Source organism: Micromonospora sp. NPDC005710 (assembly GCF_040630995.1).
GTDB lineage: Bacteria > Actinomycetota > Actinomycetes > Mycobacteriales > Micromonosporaceae > Micromonospora.
In genome coordinates, this window is record NZ_JBEXYP010000031.1 from 29,144 (window position 1) to 47,685 (window position 18,542).

The 18,542-nt window shown below is 72.6% G+C and carries 19 protein-coding genes; 13 read left to right on the forward strand and 6 right to left on the reverse strand.

The features are described 5' to 3' along the window. Positions 1-189 precede the first annotated feature (189 nt). The 6 genes from ABZ406_RS28610 to ABZ406_RS28635 form a co-directional block, all read right to left on the reverse strand. On the reverse strand, positions 190-690 hold the full coding sequence (locus ABZ406_RS28610; protein ID WP_357768136.1) for a nitroreductase/quinone reductase family protein: 501 nt from the start codon (positions 688-690) through the stop codon (positions 190-192). 73 nt (positions 691-763) lie between these two features. Then, positions 764-3,541, reverse strand: a complete 2,778-nt coding sequence (locus tag ABZ406_RS28615) for an ABC transporter permease (protein ID WP_357768139.1) — start codon at positions 3,539-3,541, stop codon at positions 764-766. After that, positions 3,538-4,251: an ABC transporter ATP-binding protein gene (locus ABZ406_RS28620; protein ID WP_357768221.1), complete on the reverse strand. Its 714-nt coding sequence runs from the start codon at positions 4,249-4,251 to the stop codon at positions 3,538-3,540. The genes ABZ406_RS28615 and ABZ406_RS28620 overlap by 4 nt, the downstream gene beginning before the upstream one ends. A 17-nt stretch (positions 4,252-4,268) precedes the next feature. Continuing rightward, positions 4,269-4,868, reverse strand: a complete 600-nt coding sequence (locus ABZ406_RS28625; RefSeq protein ID WP_357768142.1) for a PadR family transcriptional regulator — start codon at positions 4,866-4,868, stop codon at positions 4,269-4,271. 52 nt (positions 4,869-4,920) lie between these two features. Beyond that, the gene (locus tag ABZ406_RS28630) at positions 4,921-5,358 is read right to left on the reverse strand and encodes a ferritin-like domain-containing protein (RefSeq protein ID WP_357768145.1); all 438 of its coding nucleotides are present in this window, start codon (positions 5,356-5,358) and stop codon (positions 4,921-4,923) included. Beyond that, a complete protein-coding gene (locus ABZ406_RS28635; RefSeq protein ID WP_357768148.1) occupies positions 5,355-5,882 on the reverse strand; it encodes a hypothetical protein in 528 nt (175 codons plus the stop codon). The genes ABZ406_RS28630 and ABZ406_RS28635 overlap by 4 nt, the downstream gene beginning before the upstream one ends. Positions 5,883-6,037: 155 nt before the next feature. On the opposite strand from ABZ406_RS28635, the gene rimP reads away from it, so the two are divergent. The 13 genes from rimP (at position 6,038) to rpsO (ending at position 18,420) form a co-directional block, all read left to right on the forward strand. Beyond that, positions 6,038-6,727: a ribosome maturation factor RimP gene (rimP, locus tag ABZ406_RS28640; protein ID WP_357768151.1), complete on the forward strand. Its 690-nt coding sequence runs from the start codon at positions 6,038-6,040 to the stop codon at positions 6,725-6,727. Further along, entirely contained in the window at positions 6,724-7,767 is a 1,044-nt protein-coding gene (gene nusA, locus ABZ406_RS28645; RefSeq protein ID WP_357768154.1) for a transcription termination factor NusA, read from the forward strand. Before rimP ends, nusA begins: the two co-directional genes overlap by 4 nt. A gap of 16 nt (positions 7,768-7,783) precedes the next feature. After that, on the forward strand, positions 7,784-8,116 hold the full coding sequence (locus ABZ406_RS28650) for a YlxR family protein (RefSeq protein WP_357768156.1): 333 nt from the start codon (positions 7,784-7,786) through the stop codon (positions 8,114-8,116). Between the two features lie 93 nt (positions 8,117-8,209). Then, positions 8,210-11,236: a translation initiation factor IF-2 gene (gene infB, locus ABZ406_RS28655; RefSeq protein WP_357768159.1), complete on the forward strand. Its 3,027-nt coding sequence runs from the start codon at positions 8,210-8,212 to the stop codon at positions 11,234-11,236. Between the two features lie 91 nt (positions 11,237-11,327). Then, positions 11,328-11,624 carry a DUF503 domain-containing protein gene (locus tag ABZ406_RS28660; protein ID WP_030489481.1) on the forward strand — a complete coding sequence of 99 codons (297 nt, stop codon included), beginning with the start codon at positions 11,328-11,330 and terminating at the stop codon, positions 11,622-11,624. A gap of 126 nt (positions 11,625-11,750) precedes the next feature. Further along, complete coding sequence (rbfA, locus tag ABZ406_RS28665) at positions 11,751-12,251, forward strand: 30S ribosome-binding factor RbfA (protein WP_357768163.1); 501 nt, start codon at positions 11,751-11,753, stop codon at positions 12,249-12,251. A gap of 5 nt (positions 12,252-12,256) precedes the next feature. Then, positions 12,257-13,297, forward strand: coding sequence for a bifunctional oligoribonuclease/PAP phosphatase NrnA (locus ABZ406_RS28670; RefSeq protein WP_357768224.1), 1,041 nt, complete (start codon positions 12,257-12,259; stop codon positions 13,295-13,297). A 103-nt stretch (positions 13,298-13,400) separates the two neighbouring features. After that, positions 13,401-13,808 carry a hypothetical protein gene (locus ABZ406_RS28675; RefSeq protein ID WP_357768166.1) on the forward strand — a complete coding sequence of 136 codons (408 nt, stop codon included), beginning with the start codon at positions 13,401-13,403 and terminating at the stop codon, positions 13,806-13,808. Beyond that, a complete protein-coding gene (locus ABZ406_RS28680; protein ID WP_357768227.1) occupies positions 13,808-14,017 on the forward strand; it encodes a DUF6186 family protein in 210 nt (69 codons plus the stop codon). Before ABZ406_RS28675 ends, ABZ406_RS28680 begins: the two co-directional genes overlap by 1 nt. Positions 14,018-14,712: 695 nt before the next feature. Continuing rightward, complete coding sequence (locus ABZ406_RS28685; RefSeq protein ID WP_357768168.1) at positions 14,713-16,035, forward strand: MATE family efflux transporter; 1,323 nt, start codon at positions 14,713-14,715, stop codon at positions 16,033-16,035. Between the two features lie 76 nt (positions 16,036-16,111). Next, entirely contained in the window at positions 16,112-16,996 is an 885-nt protein-coding gene (gene truB, locus ABZ406_RS28690) for a tRNA pseudouridine(55) synthase TruB (RefSeq protein ID WP_357768171.1), read from the forward strand. A gap of 25 nt (positions 16,997-17,021) precedes the next feature. Continuing rightward, entirely contained in the window at positions 17,022-17,951 is a 930-nt protein-coding gene (locus ABZ406_RS28695) for a bifunctional riboflavin kinase/FAD synthetase (protein ID WP_357768175.1), read from the forward strand. A gap of 199 nt (positions 17,952-18,150) precedes the next feature. Continuing rightward, complete coding sequence (rpsO, locus tag ABZ406_RS28700) at positions 18,151-18,420, forward strand: 30S ribosomal protein S15 (RefSeq protein ID WP_030337594.1); 270 nt, start codon at positions 18,151-18,153, stop codon at positions 18,418-18,420. Positions 18,421-18,542 lie beyond the last annotated feature (122 nt).

Sequence of the window (18,542 nt, forward strand, 5' to 3'; positions counted from 1 at the left end):
TGCGGGGCTCGCAAGCCCGGCTCACTCCTCGCGCTCACTGGGCCGGCTCTGTTCGCGGCTGCGGGGCTCGCAAGCCCGGCTCACTCCTCGCGCTCATTGGGCCGGCTCTGTTCGCGGCTGCGGGGCTCGCAAGCCCGGCTCACTCCTCGCGCTCACGGGACCACCTCGCCTTGGCTACCGGGCGTCAGCCTAGTCAGCCGACGGCGGGGCTTCGGGTGCGCCGCGCCCGGCCGGGGCCAGCCGGAAGATGTGGATCTCCCGACCGCCGGCCCGCTGCACGTACGTGCGGTACGCGGGCCACGCGGTGACCAGCAACTGCCACAACCGGTCCCGTTCGACGCCGGAGGCCCGTTCGGCCCGCACCGCGATCCGCCGGCCCTTCACGTCCACCTCGGCGGCGGGATCGGCCAGCAGGTTCATCGCCCAGCCGGGGTGGTGGGTCTGCCCCCAGTTCGAGCCGATCACCACGTACGCGTCGCCGTCGGGCACGTAGAGCAGCGGATTGCTGCGGGGTCTGCCGGAGCGGCGGCCCGCTGTGGTGATCAGCAGAGAGGGAAGCAGGCCGAGCGCCACCACCCGGCCCCGGGTGAGTTGAGCAACCATCCGATCGACCGGAACCAGCAGGCGCACCGTGGCACCGAACCACCGATGATGACCTGCTCGACGGACGACATTCCTGAACACCGACACGCCGAACAGTGTGCCGTCTGACCGGTCCCGGCGGCACCCCCGCGCGCCCGCTTTCGGTCACCACGCGGAGCGGTCAGTCCAGCCGCCGTTCGATCGGCAGGCCGGCCCGGGTGAACAGGCCCGCCCCGAGCATCGCCACCATCGGCACCAGCACCAGGACCCCGAGGGCCGGCCACGGCACCAGGAAGGGGTACGGGTCGGCCAACGGCCAGTCGCTGGCGTACTGCCGGTTCACCGAGACCAGCACGATGGCGGCGGTGCCGAGGCCGGCCACGATGCCGAGCACCGAACCGACACCGGCGATGACCCCGGCCTGGCAGATCGCCAGCAGCCGGCGTACCGCAGGGGCGGCGCCGACGGCCGCGAGAGTGGTCAGTTCCGCGCGCCCCTCGGCGGCGGCGAGCGCCGTGGCGACCCCGGCAGCCCCCACGGTGATCAGCCCGGCCGCCGCCGCGAGCAGCAGAAGCAGCGGTGAGACGTCGCGTGGGCCGCCACCGTTCTCCACGCTCAGGACGAGCGCCCCGAAGGGCCGCAGAGCGGCGGCGAACCGTGCCTGTCGCTCCTCGTCCGGCGGGGTCGTGGTGCCGATCACCCACCCGGTCGGGGACCAACTCAGGCCGAGCTGCCGGGCCGCGGCGGCGGACAGCAGCAGACGGGACTGGCCGGTCGCCCGGGGCAGCGCGTACCCCGGAAGGTCCTGGACGGTGATCGGCGCGTCCGTCCCGGACTCCACCTCGGTGACCCGGACGGCCACCCGGCCGTCGTGCAGGTAGCGCGGGTCGGTCACCACCACGCCACCGGCGTTCAGCACGGCCGTGGCGGCGGCGGTCGTCGCCGGGTCCACGCCGGTGAGCAGGGGGAGTGCGGTGCCGTCGTCCACTGTGGGTTCGACGAAGCCGCCGAAGTAGTCGATCTCGCGGATCTGGCAGCGGGGGTCGGCGCGGGCCTGCTGGCGCTGCGCCTCGGAGAGCTGGACACCCGGCTGCCAGGGGCAGGCCCGGTTCGGTGGGAGCACCGGCGCGATGTCGCAGTAGCCGGTGCGCCCCGCCCCGCAACCAGGTGTCTGCACCAGGGCCACCGCGCCGGCGCCGAGCTGACTCCGGGCCGCGTCGGTGATCTGGGCAAGCGTGGGCTGCCCGGTCGATCCGATCGGGTTGACCAGCACGTGGCCGGTCGGCAGCGCCGGCCGGTAGGCGCGCGCGTCGCGGGCTCCGTCGCTGGCCAGGTATCCGCCGAGGGCGACGCTGCTGGCGACGGCGGCCATCACGGCGCAGATGGCCGGGGCCGCGGCGGCCCGGTTGCGGCTGGCGTCGCGCAGCGCGATCCGTGGTGCCAGCGGCAACACCCGGCCGAGGCGGGCGAGCGCCCCGAGCAGCGTGGGAGTGCAGCAGACCAGGCCCAACTCGCCGAGGATCAGCCCGGTGAGGACCACCGCCGGTGAGGTCCGGGTGGCTCCGAACGCCGCCAGCCCCGCCCCGCCGGCCACCAGCGCCATTCCGAGGGCCAACCACCGGCCCTGGGATTTCGGCGGCGTGCGTCGTCCGGCGAGCCCGGCGCTGACGTCCTGCCGGGCGGCGGTCCAGGCCGGTGCCAGCGCGGCGAGCACCCCGGCCAGCACCGCGACGCCGCCGAGCAGGACCAGTGCGCTCGGCCAGCAGCGGTACCCGCCGAAACGGGCGCTGAAGACGTACTGCTCCATCAGCGGACGACAGGCGAACGCCGCGCCGACGCCTACCAGCAGGCCGGCGGCGGCCCCCAGGACACCGAGCACCACACCGTCGGCCAGCACGACCCGGCGAAGCTGGGCGGCGTCTCCACCCGCCACCGCGACGAGCGCCAGGTCCCGTCGACGGCGACGAACTCCGACGGCGAAGGCCGGCCCGACCAGCAGGACGACCTCCAGCAGCCCGAGGCCGGCGATCAGGACGCCGGTGCTCAGGTCGTTCGGGTTGTCCCCCAGGACCGACCCGAGCCCCGTCCGGTCCGCTCCAGGTGGCGAGCCGGAGCTGTGACGCGTGGTGACCACCACCCCGCGGTCGTTGAGTCGGGACACCATCGCTGCGTCGACGGTGCCCGGCACGTCCGCCAGCCAGACCCCGTCCGGCTCCGACCCGGTCGGCGGCGCGGCCCCCGGGTGCAGCGCCACCACCGGTCCGAGGTCGTCGGGAAACTCGACCACACCCACCACCGTGTACGCCCTGCTCCCGTCGGCGGCGGCGACGGCGCGGCCGAGGCGCAGGTCCAGGCGACGCAGCGCCGCCGGACTGACGGCTACCTCACCGGGCTGCTGCGGCGCCCGGCCGGACCGGAACCGCACCAGCCCGCGGGCCAACGGGTCGGTGAGGTCCAGCACCCGACCGTTCACTGCCTCGTCGCGGTGTGGCCCGCGCAGTGTGAGCGGGACGTTCGGGCGCACCTCGGTGACCCGGCTGCCCGGCCCGAGCAGTGCGCCCACCTGAGCCGTGGTGACCTTCGCGGGGGCCTCGCCCTCGCGGGTGTACCAGCCCTCACCCCACTCGTCCTGCCCCACCGGGGCGTTGGCGATCCACTGCAACTGCGCGTCGGCCACGCCGAGCCGGCGGTCGACCCGTTCCGCCGGGTTCAGCTCGGCCATGTCGTAACTCGCCGCCAGGAAGGCCAGCGCCGCGACGGGCATCGCGATCATCGCAAGCACCAGGGCGGTCCGTCGGGCCGACCGGCGTGACTCCCGACGGGCGATCCGCAGCGCCGCCCGCCAGGAGCCGGTCAGCTCGGCCATCCGCCGCCGGCCGACCGGGGCGGGCGGCGCGACCGGCCGTTGTGACGCGGTGTCGGCCCGACCCGCGGCCCGCGTACGGCGGCGGATCGTCACCGCTCGCTGCCGGACAGCAGCTGCTCGACGCTGCCCAACGGCGCCGTCGTGTCGACCAGGACGCCGTCGCGGAGGAACACCACCCGGTCGGCCCAGCCGGCGTGCCGCGCCTCGTGGGTGACGAGCACCCCGGCGGCACCCGCGTCGATGCGGCGGCGCAGCAGGTGCAGCACCGCCTCACCGGTCTGGGAGTCCAACGCCCCGGTGGGCTCGTCGGCGAGGACCAACCGGCGTTCGCCAACCAACGCGCGGGCGATCGCCACCCGCTGCTGCTGCCCGCCGGACAGCTGATCCGGAAATCGATCCCCCAACGCGGGCAGGCCCACTTCGGTGAGCGCGGCCATCGCCAGTGCGCGGGCACGACGTCCGCTGGTCCCGTCGAGTTCCAACGGGAGCGCCACGTTCTCCAGCGCGGTGAGACTGCCCAGCAGGTTGAGCTGCTGGAAGATGTAACCGATCCGGCGGCGACGCAGTTGCGCCAGCCCGCGGCGGTCGAGTGCCCCCAGCGGTTGCCCCTCGACCCGGACCTCGCCGTCGGTCGGGCGGTCCAAGCCACCGGCGAGAGCCAGCAGCGTCGACTTGCCGGAGCCGGAGGGTCCCATCACGGCGACCAACTCGCCGGGCCGGACGACCAGGCTGACGCCGCGCAGCGCGTGCACCGCCGCCGGCCCGGTGCCGTGGGTGCGGTGGACGGCGCGCAGGTCCAGCACCGGGTCGTCCGACCCGCTCACCGTCGGGCCTCCTCGCCGGCCCATCGCGCCGCGTCCCGCGCACCGTCACCCGGCGGGTGAGGGGGAGGTGCCGGGCCGCTGGGCTGGTGCCGGACCAGACTGGTCTCGCAGTGGTCCAGCCACCGCACCTCGGCCTCGGCCTGGAACACCATCGAATCGAGCACGAGGCGCCACGGAAGGTCCTCCGGCCGGTTGCTGCCGTACTTCAACCGGGTCAGCTCCTGCAGGGCCCGCATCGTCGCGCTGCGTTGCGCCTGCACCACCGACCGGACGTCGACCCCGGGGGTGGTGAGCGCCAGCGCCAGCTTGATCGCCAGCTCGTCGCGGGGTCGGTCGGTACGACTGATCGGGGTGGCGAACCACAGCGCCAGGTCCGCCCGGCCGGCGTCGGTGATCTCGTACGGGCGCTGCCCGGCCTCACTCTCCGGCAGCGGGCGCACCAGCCCGTCCCGTTCCAGCCGGGACAACGTGGTGTAGACCTGCCCGATGTTCAACGGCCAGGTCGAGCCGGTCGACTCCTCGAACGCGGCGCGCAGCTGGTAGCCGTACATCTGACCGCGTTCGAGCAGGGCGAGCAACCCGTGACGGATGGACATGGCAACGGAGTATGCATACCTGGTATGCGTACCGCAACCGGAGCGGGGCGGTTCAGGCCGGCCGACCGGGAAACGGGACAGTCAGCGGGGTCAGCCCGGCGGTCTTGCGCCATCGGGTGGCCCGCACGGCGTACTCGACCAGGGCGGCCAGCGCCTGGTCCCGGTCGGCGCCGGTGGTGGACGCCAGCGCCGCCCGCCAGTGCGCGGCAGTGCGCTCCTCCACCTCGGCGGCGAGCCGCAGTGCGCTCGCGCGGTCGGTCACCGGGAACGGAAGCGCGTATCCGGCGCGGTCCGCCGGCACCACACCACCGGCCGTGGTGAGCTGCACCACCAGTGCGTCGCGCCGGCGTCGGTGCGCGGCCTCCGCCTGGTGTGCCGCGTCGCGGGCCGCCCCGCTGAGCCGGACACCGATCCGTCCGTAGGCGTAGATGGCCGCGTACTCGGCGGAGAGGGCGGAGGCGAGCGCCTCCCCGGCGGACGGCTGCCTCACTTCAGTGCCTCCTGGTGGGTGGCCCGGGCGGCGACGATCGACCCGAGCAGCGGCGCTCGCTCCGCGGGCGCTGCTGCGCAGGCGGCGGTGGCGGACTGCTGGGCGGTCTTCTCCAGTGCGCGCAGGGCGGCGCGCGCGCCGCCCGGATCGGCCGCCGGGGAGGTGGTCGGGGCGGCGGAGGCCGCGGACGGCAGTGTCACGCCGATCACCCGGGCCAGTTCCGTGGCGTGCGCGGTGTGCGCCTCGGCGATCGGGTTGAGCCGGTCGGCGAGCTCGGGGTGGGCGGTCGCGCTCGCGCGGTACGCGGCGGCGAGCGCCAGTGACTCGTCCACCATCGGCCGTAGCGGGTCGGGTGGCGGGGTGGGTTCGTCGTCGCGGTCGAAAAGATCACAGCCGGTCAGCGGCGTGACGGCACCGCCGAGCACCAGCAGAGCCCCGGCGCTCAGGAGCTTTCGCCGTGAATGTCCGGATGCTTGGTCGCGCTGTGTCGTTCTGCCGATCCCCACCGGCCAAGTCAACACCATGCGCACCGCTGCGGGGGCGACCGGCGTCGGTGCGCCGCCCGGTCCGCCGCCGGGCAGGCGCGTTACGCTCTGCGCAACCATCGGCGTGTCCACTCCGGTGGCGTGCCGGCATGGCGGGCCTACCGGTCCCCGTCGACCAGGGAAAGGGTGCGGAGATGACGCAGCGTGGCCGTGCCACCAGGCCGACGGGTCGACCCCGCAGCGCCGCAGGTCCCCGCGGCGGTGACCTCGCCGCGCGGCGGGACCGATTGCGGGCCGTGATCGAGCCAGTGGTCAACGGCGCCGGCTACGACCTGGAGGACCTGTCGGTTTCCCGGGCCGGCCGCCGGCACGTGGTGCGGGTGATGGTGGACAAGGACGGCGGGATCGACCTGGACGCCGTCGCGCACGTCTCCCGAGCGGTCTCGGCCGCCCTCGACGCCGAGGAGGAGACCGGTGGCGACATCGTCGCCGGCGAGTACCAGCTGGAAGTCAGCTCGCCCGGCGTCGACCGGCCACTCACCCTGCCCCGCCACTGGCGGCGCAACGTGGGCCGGCTGGTCAAGGTCACCGTCCGGGGCGCGACCGCGCTGCCCGGCCAGCGTGGCGAGCAGCCCGCCGGTGACCGTCAGCTGACCGGCCGGGTGGTCGCTGCCGACGACGAGGGCGTGCAGCTGGAGACCGACGACGGCCGTGCCGCCCTGGCGTACGCCCAGCTGGGCCCCGGCCGCGTACAGGTCGAGTTCACCCGGCTCGCCGAACTCGGTGAGCCGGACGACGAGTTCGACGACGCGGATGATTCCGACGAGATCGACGATTCAGACGACATCGACGACGAAGATGATGTGGAGGACGAGGAGAGGTGAACATCGACCTCGCGGCGCTGCGCGCACTCGAGCGCGAGCGGGAGATTCCGTTCGACACGATTCTCGCGGCGATCGAGACCGCGTTGCTGACCGCCTACCGGCACACCGACGGGGCCGAATCGCACGCCCGGGTGGAGATCGACCGCAAGTCGGGTGCCGCTCTGGTCTACGCGCAGGAGATGGACGACGACGGCAGCCTGGTGCGGGAGTGGGACGACACCCCGCACGACTTCGGCCGGATCGCCGCCATGACCGCCAAGCAGGTGATCCTCCAGCGGTTGCGGGAGGCCACCGACGAGGTGCACTTCGGTGAGTACGTGGGCCGCGAGGGCGACCTGGTCACCGGCGTGGTGCAGGCGCACGAGACGCGTACCGAGAAGGGCATCGTCAGCGTCGACCTGGGCAAGCTGGAGGGTGTGCTGCCGCAGTCCGAGCAGGTGCCCGGTGAGCGGTACGCGCACGGCGAGCGGGTCCGCTGTGTCGTGGTGCACGTGGCGAAGGGCATGCGCGGGCCGCAGATCACGCTGTCCCGGTCGCACCCGGCTCTGGTCAAGAAGATGTTCGCCCTTGAGGTGCCGGAGATCGCCGACGGCACCGTGGAGATCGGCGCCATCGCCCGGGAGGCCGGCCACCGTACGAAGATCGCCGTCCGCTCCACCACTCCCGGGGTGAACGCCAAGGGCGCCTGCATCGGCCCGATGGGTCAGCGGGTGCGTGCCGTCATGAGCGAGCTGCACGGTGAGAAGATCGACATTATCGACTGGTCGGACGACCCGGCCACCTTCGTCGGCAACGCCCTGTCGCCGGCCAAGGCGTTGCGGGTCGAGGTTGTCGACCTGGCTGGTCGGGCCGCCCGGGTGACAGTTCCCGACTTTCAGCTCTCGCTCGCCATCGGTCGGGAGGGGCAGAATGCCCGACTCGCGGCACGATTGACCGGTTGGCGAATCGACATTCGCTCCGATGCGGAGCAGACCGCGCCGGCCGCGCGTGGGGTGTCTGATCACGTGCGGGAGCCGGGCGGAGCGATCTCGGGCAGCTAGGGGTAGACTTCTTCCAGTGGTACGACGCGTGCAACCGGAGCGCACCTGTGTGGGTTGCCGGAAACGCGCGCCGGCCAGCGAATTGCTGCGGATCGTCGCGGTCAGGGACGAGGCTGGTCACAGTCTCCGGCCTGATCCGCTCCGCAGGCTGCCGGGTCGGGGAGCGAACATGCACCCGGATCCGGCCTGCTTCGCGCTGGCGATGCGGCGCCGCGCCTTCGGGCGTGCGCTGCGCAACACCGAGGTCCTCGACCACGGTGTGCTGGCGGAGCACGTCGATGCGCCAACCACTACGTCCGGTCAGCCCGACCGGGCGAGGGTCGCTAGCAGGGTAGGACGACCGACATGAGCACACGATGAAGTCCCTGAAATGACCAGGCTTCAAGTGCACGAGTGAGGTCGCTGCGGGTGCTGCCCGCACGACCTCGGAGTGAGGAGTGCAGTGGCAGGCAAGGCCCGCGTTCACGAGCTTGCAAAAGAGCTCGGGGTCGAGAGTAAGACCGTTCTCGCCAAGTTGAAGGAAATGGGCGAGTTCGTGAAGTCCGCGTCCAGCACCGTCGAGGCGCCCGTCGCCCGTCGGCTGCGTAACGCATTCGTCGCGTCCGCCGGAGCCCCGGCTCCGGCCGCCCCGTCGGCGCCCGCGTCGACGCCGGCTTCAAACCCGACCCCGACGCCAACCCCGGCCCCGGGCGCTCCCCGGGTCTCGGCCAAGCCGATGCCGCCTCGGCGGCCGGCCGCGCCGGCACCCGGTCCGAAGCCCAAGGGTCCGGTTCCCGGTGCTCCGCAGTCGGCGACCCCGGTCGCCAAGCCGGCGAGTGCCCACGACATCGAGGTGGCGGCCGCGGAAGCGCGTGCCGCCGCGCTGAAGGCTGAGCAGGAGGCCGCGGTCAAGGCCGCGCAGGCCGCCCGCCAGCAGCAGCGGGACAACCCCGTTCGCCGGGAGCCTCCGGCTGACGGTGCCAACCGTCCCGGCCCGCGGCCGGGTCCTGCGGCGATGCCGCCCCGTCCCGGTTCGCCGGCAGCTCGGCCGAACACGCCGGCTCCCGGTCCGGGTGCCCGGCCGGGCGGTCGTCCGCCGGCGCGCGGTGCCGGTAACAACCCGTTCGGCATCCAGGGTGGCCAGCAGCAGCGGCCCCCGGCCGCCGGTGCGGGTGGCCCTCGGCCGAACACCCCGGCGGGTATGCCGCCGCGGCCGAGCCCGAACTCCATGCCGCCGCGGCCCAGCCCGGCGTCCATGCCGAGTCAGCGTCCGGCTGCCGGTCGTCCCGGTCCGGGTGGCGCTGGTCGTCCCGGTGGCGGTGGCGGTGGCGCCGGTCGTCCCGGTGGCGGTGGCGGCGGGTTCCGTGGCGGTCCCGGCGGTGGCGCCGGTGGCGGTGGCGGTTACCGCGGCGGCCCCGGTGGTGGCGCTGGTGCCGGCGGTGGCGGTGGCTACCGTGGCGGTCCCGGCGGCGGTGGCGGTGCTCCCGGTGGCGGTTTCCGTCCGGGTGCTCCGTCCGGTGGCGGCGGTCGTCCGGGTGCTGGTGGTCGTGGCCGTGGCGGCGGTGCCGCGGGTGCCTTCGGGCGTCCGGGTGGCCGGCCGACGCGCGGTCGCAAGTCCAAGAAGCAGCGCAGACAGGAGTTCGACAACCTGTCGGCTCCGACCATGAGCTCGGGTGCTCCCCGGGGTCAGGGTCAGATCGTCCGGCTCTCCCGTGGCGCCTCGCTGTCCGACTTCGCGGACAAGATCAACGCCAACCCGGGTTCGCTGGTCCAGGAGATGTTCAACCTGGGCGAGATGGTCACCGCGACCCAGTCCTGTTCTGACGACACCCTGAATCTGCTGGGTGAGCACCTGGGCTTCGACATCCAGATCGTCAGCCCGGAGGACGAGGACCGTGAGCTGCTCGCGCAGTTCAACATCGACCTCGACGCGGAGGTGGCCGAGGAGCGTCTGGTCAGCCGTGCGCCGGTGGTGACCGTCATGGGTCACGTCGACCACGGTAAGACCAAGCTGCTCGACGCGATCCGCAAGGCGAACGTCGTTGCCGGTGAGGCGGGTGGCATCACCCAGCACATCGGTGCCTACCAGGTCCACGTCCCGCACGAGGGCGAGGACCGGGCGGTCACCTTCATCGACACCCCGGGTCACGAGGCGTTCACCGCCATGCGTGCTCGTGGCGCCCAGGTCACCGACATCGTGATCCTGGTCGTCGCGGCCGACGACGGTGTCATGCCGCAGACCATCGAGGCGTTGAACCACGCCAAGGCGGCCGACGTGCCGATCGTGGTCGCGGTCAACAAGGTCGACAAGCCGGACGCCAACCCGGACAAGGTCCGCCAGCAGCTGACCGAGTACGGCCTGGTCGCCGAGGAGTACGGCGGCGACACCATGTTCGTCAACGTGGCTGCCAAGCCCGGCATCGGCATCGAGGAACTGCTCGAGGCCGTCCTGCTGACCGCCGACGCGTCGTTGGAGCTGACCGCTCCGATCGACGGGCCGGCGCAGGGTGTGGCCATCGAGGCGCACCTGGACAAGGGCCGCGGTGCGGTGGCGACGGTGCTGGTGCAGAAGGGCACGCTGCGGGCGGGCGACTCGATCGTCGCCGGTGGGGCGCACGGCCGGGTCCGGGCCATGCTCGACGAGAACGGCAACCAGCTCTCCGAGGCTGGGCCGGCGCGTCCGGTCATGGTGCTGGGTCTGACCGCGCCTCCCGGTGCGGGCGACACGTTCCTCGCCGCGGCGGACGACCGCACGGTGCGGCAGATCGCCGAGCAGCGGCAGGCACGGCGGCGGGCGGCGTCCTTCGCCAACTCCCGTGGTCGGGCCACCCTCGAGACGCTCATGGAGCAGCTCAAGGAGGGCGAGAAGACCTCGCTCAACCTCATCCTCAAGGGCGATGTCTCCGGTTCGGTGGAGGCCCTGGAGGACGCGCTGTTCAACCTCGACATCCCCGAGGAAGTTCAGCTCAAGGTCCTCGACCGGGGCGTCGGCGCGATCACCGAGAGCAACGTCATGCTCGCGAGTGCGTCGTCCGAGCCGGTCACGATCATCGGCTTCAACGTGCGGGCCTCCAACAAGGTCCGTGAGATGGCCGACCGCGAGGGCGTGGAGATCCGGTACTACACCGTCATCTACCAGGCCATCGAGGAGATCGAGGCAGCGCTCAAGGGCCTGCTCAAGCCGGAGTACGAGGAGGCCGAGCTGGGCAGCGCGGAGATCCGCGACGTCTTCCGCTCGTCCAAGATCGGCAACATCTCCGGTTGCATCGTCCGGTCGGGCATCATCCGACGCAACGCGAAGGCTCGACTGCTTCGGGACGGGGCGGTCGTGGCGGACAACCTCACGATCACCTCGCTCAAGCGGTTCAAGGACGACGCCACCGAGGTCCGCGAGGGCTTCGAGTGCGGTCTGACCCTGGGTGGTTACAACAACGTCCAGGTCGGCGACGTCATCGAGACCTTCGAGATGCGGGAGAAGGTTCGCGCCTGATCCGGCAGTGACACGCTGATCAAGGGGTTTACGCCGAGTCGGCGTAAACCCCTTGATCATGCGGGGCGGGTTGGCGGTATCGTCCGGGGCGATGTTCACCGGAACCGCGGTCTTCGACCTGCTGCTGCCGGGCGACTCCAGGTCGCTCAAGGCCAAGAGATCATATGTACGGCCGATAGTGGCGGCGCTGCGCCGCTTCGAGGTGTCGGCCGCCGAGGTGGGTGCGCTCGACCTGCACGGTCGGGCGCAGCTCGCGGTGGCCGTGGTGGCCGCCGAGACGGCGCACGTCCGCGAGGTGCTCGACTCCTGTGAGCGCCTCGTGGCCGGTCGCCCCGAGGTCGAGTTGCTGTCGGTCCGCCGTCGCCTGTACGGCGTGGACGACGACTGACCATGGTGCCGGCTGTGCCGGGCGACCGGAGCGGCCCCGAAGGTAATGTTCGAGTTGTTGGCTGGTCGGCCGGCGGTCTGCGGGCCGCCGGTTCGACCGGAAGCAGGACGCCGTGGAGGTGGCGAGATGTCTGATCCGGCCAAGGTACGCCGGCACGCGGAACGGGTGCGTGAGCTGGTCGCGTCGGTGGTGCGGAGCCAGATCAAGGATCCGCGGCTCGGGATGATCACCATCACCGATGCCCGGATTACCGCTGACCTGCGCGACGCGACGGTCTTCTACACGGTGCTCGGTGACTCGGTGGCCCAGGCGGACACCGCCGCGGCGCTGGAGAGCGCCAAGGGGATGCTGCGCAGCACTGTCGGCAAGGCCCTCGGGCTGCGCCACTCGCCGACCCTCGCGTTCGTCCTCGACGACGTGCAGGACCAGGTCAAGCACATCGACGACCTGCTCGCCGCCGCCCGCAACGCCGACGCCGAGGTGCAGCGACTCGCCGCCCAGGCGAAGTACGCGGGCGAGGCCCAGCCGTACCGGGTGGACGACGACATCGATGAGGCCGACGAGACGGACGAGGCCGACGAGGCCACCGACGTCGGTGACACTCCGCGGGGTGGGGAGACGCGGTGACCAGCATCGCCAGCACCCCGCTCGCCGGGGCGGCCGGGCTCGGCCCCGCCGAGGCGGACTGGGCTGCCGCCGAGGCGTTGGTGCGGGCTGTCCCGCCGACCGGCCGGGTGCTGTTGATCTGCCACATCAACCCGGACGGCGACGCGCTGGGCAGCATGCTCGGCTTCGGTCTGGGTCTGCGGCAGTTCGGCGTACGCGAGGTGCAGGCGACGTTTCCCGGGCCGCCGGAGGTGCCGGAGCCGTTCCGCGGGATGCCCGGGCTGGACCTGTTGGTCCCGGCGGAGGCCGCCGACCCGGCGCCCGATCTGGTGATCTGCTTCGACGCGGCGAGCGAGTCGCGCCTCGGCGAGTTGGCCGGGCGGTTGTCGTCGGCGGCTGCGGCGCTGGTGCTGGACCACCACGCCTCCAACTGTGGTTTCGGCGCGGTCAACCTTGTCGATCCGGGCGCGGCGGCCACGTCGGTAGTGGCGGAGCAGTTGCTCGCCCGGCTCGGGGTGGTGGTGGATCCCGCCATCGCCGAGTGCCTCTACACGGCGCTGACCACTGACACCGGGTCGTTCCGCTTCGACGCGACCACTCCGGCCGTACACGAGATGGCCGCCCGGTTGCTGGCGACCGGCATCTCGCCGGGTGACATCTCCCGGCGGGTCTTCGACACCCGGCCGTTCGGCGCGGTCCGTCTCTTCGGTGAGGTGCTCGGCCGGGCTCGGCTGGAGCCGGCCGCCGCCGGCGGGCACGGGCTGGTCTGGACCTTCGCCACGCTTGACGACCTGGCCCGGCACGACCAGCGGCCGTACGTGCTGGAGGCGCTCATCGACTCGGTGCGCTGCACGGCCGAGGCGGATGTGAGCTGCGTGGTGAAGCAGACCAGGCCCGCCGAGTGGGCCGTCTCGATGCGCAGCAAGGGCGCTGTGGACGTCAGTCGGGTCGCTGTCGCGCTGGGCGGTGGTGGGCACACGTTCGCGGCCGGGTTCACCGGCCGGGGCACTGCCGAGCAGGTGGTCGAGGCGATCCGCGGGCAGTTGGACGCCGCGTTGATCGGCTGACGCCTCCCGGTGCCAGCCACCGTGCGGCCGGTTCGGAAGATCAGGGTCAGCTCCGGGGAGTGTTGGTCTTCCCGCGCTGCGTGATACCGGGAAGAATCGCGGGATGGAGCAGCCGCACGACCTCACCGTCGAGGCCCCCCGCGCCTGGGACCGGCCCGCCGTCTCGGTTCCCGTCCTCGTCTGCCTGTCGCTCGTCGGCGGCCGGTTGGCGTCCTTCTCCACCGAGGCGAATCTGTTCACCCTCGGCACGGGTGGGGTGCTGATCTGGCTCGGTCTGAGCAACCGGGTGCCCCGCCGGCCGGCGCCGCGCCGGCTGGGTGTGGGAGCGGCCTGGTGGGCGGTGCCGGTGGTGATCTTCGGTGTGTTCGAGGGCGTGACGTTCGTGATGGCCGCCGGCGACGACTTCCCCACCTTCTCCCGGCTGGCTGACCCTCTCCTGGAGGATCACCTGACCCGTTCGGCGGTGTGGTTCGCCTGGCTGGGCACGTTCTGGGGGCTGGTGCGGCGATGATGCGAGCGCTCGCCATCGGCGGTTTCCTCTCCGCGCTGGTCCTCTTCGCCGTGGTCGAGTGGATGGCCCGGCGGGAGGGGTCCCGCATCCCCACGCTGGGCGAGGTCTGTGCCTACGTGATGCGCTACGAGGTCGGTCCGGTGCCGGTGGGCCGGATCGGTCTGTTCGGGTTCTGGTGGTGGCTGGGCTGGCACTTGCTGGCTCGCTGAGCCGGGTTGCCGACGGTCCAAATGGCGGGAACCGTGAGCAGTATGTGGACCTGAACGATAACTTGGGAGAAGGCCGGTACCGCATGGCGGTGCAGGTCATGGGCGGTGGTGCCACACCCCGTGCTGCCTCCCACCAGGGTCGGATCGACCCGGGCTCACGCTGCCCAGTCGGCTGCTCCGGTAACCCCGGACCGCCGTGGGGCGCTCAGCAGGACCGCCCGTGAGGGTCGCCGTGTGCCGGCGGCTCACGCCCTGGGAAGAGGAGCGCCACCATGCCGAACAAGCCCAAGCCCGAGACCACCACCGACGACGCCCGCGAGCAGGCCCGCCGCGCGCTGCAGACGTCGATGGACACCCGCCAGTGACCCGACAGATCCGAGGGTGATTCCTCAGGTCGGTGCCGGTTGGCAAGTCGCGGTGGATCATCTGGTCGCTGCGGCCGGAGGGTTCGGACGCCTACCGGTTCGCCTGTGGAGCTGAATCGTCTGCGACATCGCGGCGTGATTCGTCTACGACATCAGCTCCACAGCGTCTGACCAGACCGACCGACGCCCCGCCTCCTCGCCAGCAGGCGCTGCGCCGGGGCCTGGGGCCTGCGGCGAGCCTGAGCGCCGCCCGGCGGCGAGGCGCACCGACGAAGGTAAGCAGTCGTCGAGATTGCGATCCTTACCGCGCTCGTGCCAGGATCGGCGGCGATGAGCCAGACCGCCACCACCGACCGATCCGTCTCGCCGCGCCGGATCGCCAGCCTCGCCCTGCCGGCGCTCGTGGTGCTCGCCGCCGAGCCGCTCTACGTGCTCGTCGACACCGCAGTGGTCGGCCACCTCGGCCGGGTGCCGCTCGCCGCGCTCGCCGTCGGCGGCACGGTGATGACGCTCACCGCCTGGGTCGGCACAGTGGTCGCGTACGGCACCACCGGGCGTGCGGCCCGCCGCTTCGGCGCGGGTGACCGGGCCGCCGCGGTGGCCGAGGGCGTCCAGTCGTCCTGGTTGGCGTTCGGCGTCGGACTGCTGATCGCCATCGGCATGCAGTTCGGCGGGGCCGCGCTCGCGCGTACCCTCGCCGGAGGTGGTGGCGACGTGGCCGACGCCGCCGCACACTGGCTGCGGATCGCGGCCCTCGGCGCCCCGGGCCTGCTGCTCGCCGCCGCCGGCAACGGCTGGCTGCGCGGTGTGCAGGACACTCGCCGCCCGCTGTACTTCGTGCTCGGCCCCAACCTGCTCTCCGCGCTGCTCTGCCCGCTGCTCGTCTACCCCGGCGGGTTGGGTTTGGTCGGCTCGGCGGTGGCGAACGTCGTCGCGCAGACGCTCTGCGGGGTGCTCTTCGCCGCCGCCCTGGTCGCCGAGCGGGTGTCGTTGCGGCCCCAACCCCGCGTGATCCGCCAGCAACTGGTGCTCAGCCGGGACCTGCTGATCCGTGGGCTGGCCTTCCAGGCCAGCTTCCTGTCCGCGACCGCCGTCGCCGCCCGCTTCGGTGCCGCCGCCGTCGGCGCCCACCAGATCGCCCTGCAACTCTGGTTCTTCACCGCGCTGGTGCTCGACGCCCTCGCCATCGCCGCGCAGTCCCTGGTCGGCGCCGCGCTCGGTGCCGGCGACGACGCTGGCGCACGAGCCCTCGCCCGCCGGATCGGGCTGCTCGGCGGCATCTGCGGCGTCGGCTTCGCGCTGCTCGTCGCCGCCGGCGCCGGCGTCGTCCCGTCGTGGTTCAGCTCCGACCAGGAGGTACGCGAACAGGCCAGGGTGGCCTGGCCATGGTTCGTCGTCATGCTGCCGTTGGCCGGGATGGTGTTCGCCCTCGACGGCGTGCTGATCGGCGCCGGCGACGTGCGTTACCTGCGCAACCTCACCATCGTGGCGGCGCTCGGCGGTTTCCTGCCGGCCATCTGGCTGGCGTACGCCCTCGACCTCGGGCTGGGCGGGATCTGGGCCGGGCTCACGGTGTTCGTGGTGATCCGGCTGGTCGCCCTGCTGCTGCGACTGCGAAACGGACGCTGGGCGGTGACCGGCGCGGTCCGCTGACGCCGCCGATCGTCCGGGTCACGCCGGGCCTGCCCACGTACTGGGGAGTACGGGGCATCTGGCAGGCTTGGCCGACGTGAGCACCGATGGTCTGATCGTGGTCGACAAGCCCGGCGGCATGACGTCGCACGACGTCGTGGCACGCATCCGCCGACTGGCGAAGACCCGACGGGTCGGGCACGGCGGCACCCTCGACCCGATGGCCACCGGCGTGCTGGTGATCGGCGTCGGCCGGGCCACCCGCCTGCTGACCTACGTCATCGGCGCCGGTAAGAGTTACGCCGGCACCATTCGACTCGGCCAGACCACTGTCACCGACGACGCCGAGGGCGACGTGACCGGCACCGTGCCGGCCGGCCAGGTCACCGACGAGGCGATCCGGTCCGCGCTGGCCGGGCTCAGCGGCGAGGTCGACCAGGTGCCGAGCGCGGTCAGCGCCATCAAGATCGATGGGCAGCGGGCGTACAAGCGGGTCCGCGACGGGGAGAGCATCGAACTGCCCGCCCGGCGGGTCACCATCTCCCGGCTGGAGGTGCTGGCGATCCGCCGCACCGAACCGGACGTCGTGGACGTGGACGTGGACGTGACCTGCTCCTCCGGCACGTACATCCGGGCCATCGCCCGGGACGCCGGCCTGGCGCTCGGCGTCGGCGGGCACCTCACGGCGCTGCGGCGCACCGCTGTCGGTGGTTTCACCCTCGCCGAGGCGGCGACCCTCGACGAGTTGGAGCAGCGTGCCCCGGACGTGGTGAACCTGCCACTGGACGCGGCGGCCGACCGGTTCTTCGCCCGCCGGGAGGCCACACCCGACGAGGCCCGGGTGCTCGCTCACGGCGGACCGCTGGATCCGGCCGGCCTCACCGGGCCGTACGCCGTCTTCGGGCCGGCCGGCGGCCTGATCGCTATCGTCAGCGAGCGGGACGGACGGGCCCGCGCGGAGATCGTGCTCGCCCCGGCCTGAGGCCGGGCGGCAGGGGAGGAACGGCATGCAGCGGTGGCGGGGGTACGACGCGGCGCCCGGCGGGTGGGGACGCTCGGTCGTCACCATCGGCGTCTTCGACGGCGTGCACAAGGGGCACCAGGCGACCATCGGGCACGCCGTGGCCCGGGCCCGCGAGTTGGGCGTGCAGTCGGTGGTGGTCACCTTCGACCCGCACCCGGCCGAGGTGGTCCGCCCCGGTTCGCACCCGGCGGTGCTCACCGAGCCGGCCCGCAAGGCCGAGCTGATCGAGGCGCTCGGTGTCGACGTGCTCTGCGTGGTGCCGTTCACCCCGGAGTTCTCCCGGGTGCCGGCCGAACAGTTCGTGCACGACGTCCTGGTCGAGAACCTGCACGCGGCGTTGGTGGTGGTCGGCGGCAACTTCCGCTTCGGGCACCGGGCCGCCGGTGACGTGGCACTGCTGGAACGGCTGGGTCAGACGTTCGGCTTCGGCGTGGAGGGCGCCCCGCTCGTCGCCGAGGCCGGCACCGTCTTCTCCTCCACGTACATCCGGTCCTGCGTCGACGCGGGTGACGTGGGAGCGGCGGCCGCCGCGCTGGGCCGCCCACACCGGGTGGAGGGCGTCGTGGTCCGTGGCGACCAGCGGGGCCGGGAGCTGGGCTTTCCCACCGCAAACCTCCTCTGCCACAGGTACGCGGCGGTCCCCGCCGACGGGGTGTACGCGGCCCGGCTGATCCGCCGCGGTCAGCACGAGCCGCTGCTGGCGGCGGTCTCGGTCGGCACCAACCCGACGTTCTCCGGCCGGGAACGACGGGTCGAGGCGTACGCGCTGGACTTCTCCGGCGACCTGTACGGCGAGCGGCTGGCCCTGGACTTCGTGGCGCACCTGCGAGGTCAGATCCGGTACGACTCGATCGAGCCGCTGATCGCCCAGATGAACCAGGACGTCGAGCGCACCAGGCGCGTTCTGGCCTGATCATGGCGGCGTGACGGGTCGCCACCGAGGCCCTTGGCCGGGTGTTACCGGCGGGTGCTGGTAGTCTTGCCCGGACGTCGGGTGACCGGCGTGGGGCCTCGCGTGCCTGCTCGACGCCGCGGGTGCGAGGTACCGGTCCGTTCCCGGTCCATCGGGACGACGGACACCCACTTGATCAACCCATCGAAACAGGGAGAACATGGCGCTCGATCAGGAAGCCAAGGCCAGCATCCGCGCGGAGTACGCGACCGCCGAGGGCGACACCGGTTCGCCGGAGGTCCAGGTAGCGGTCCTCACCAAGCGGATCGCCGAGCTGACCGAGCACCTGAAGGTGCACAAGCACGACCACCACAGCCGCCGTGGGCTGCTGCTGCTGGTCGGCCGGCGCCGTCGGTTGCTCAACTACGTCCAGAAGAAGGACATTGCCCGCTACCGGTCGCTCATCGAGCGGCTCGGTCTGCGCCGGTGACGTGACGGGGGAGTGGCTGGACAGCCGCTCCCCCGTACCGCGTCCCACCTGAGGAAACACGGGCCGCGCGACCACCCGAGAGGGAGCCGGTCAGCGTACCGGTCTCCGGTAGTGGCCCCCGG

What these genes read in the sequence shown, in the direction of transcription:
- ABZ406_RS28695 (WP_357768175.1), top strand. Translation starts at nt 17,022, where the DNA reads ATGCAGCGGTGGCGGGGGTACGACGCGGCGCCCGGCGGGTGGGGACGC.
- rimP (WP_357768151.1), top strand. Translation starts at nt 6,038, where the DNA reads ATGACGCAGCGTGGCCGTGCCACCAGGCCGACGGGTCGACCCCGCAGC.
- ABZ406_RS28635 (WP_357768148.1), bottom strand. Translation starts at nt 5,882, where the DNA reads ATGGTGTTGACTTGGCCGGTGGGGATCGGCAGAACGACACAGCGCGAC.
- ABZ406_RS28625 (WP_357768142.1), bottom strand. Translation starts at nt 4,868, where the DNA reads ATGTCCATCCGTCACGGGTTGCTCGCCCTGCTCGAACGCGGTCAGATG.
- ABZ406_RS28685 (WP_357768168.1), top strand. Translation starts at nt 14,713, where the DNA reads ATGAGCCAGACCGCCACCACCGACCGATCCGTCTCGCCGCGCCGGATC.
- rbfA (WP_357768163.1), top strand. Translation starts at nt 11,751, where the DNA reads ATGTCTGATCCGGCCAAGGTACGCCGGCACGCGGAACGGGTGCGTGAG.
- ABZ406_RS28660 (WP_030489481.1), top strand. Translation starts at nt 11,328, where the DNA reads ATGTTCACCGGAACCGCGGTCTTCGACCTGCTGCTGCCGGGCGACTCC.
- ABZ406_RS28680 (WP_357768227.1), top strand. Translation starts at nt 13,808, where the DNA reads ATGCGAGCGCTCGCCATCGGCGGTTTCCTCTCCGCGCTGGTCCTCTTC.
- ABZ406_RS28675 (WP_357768166.1), top strand. Translation starts at nt 13,401, where the DNA reads ATGGAGCAGCCGCACGACCTCACCGTCGAGGCCCCCCGCGCCTGGGAC.
- rpsO (WP_030337594.1), top strand. Translation starts at nt 18,151, where the DNA reads ATGGCGCTCGATCAGGAAGCCAAGGCCAGCATCCGCGCGGAGTACGCG.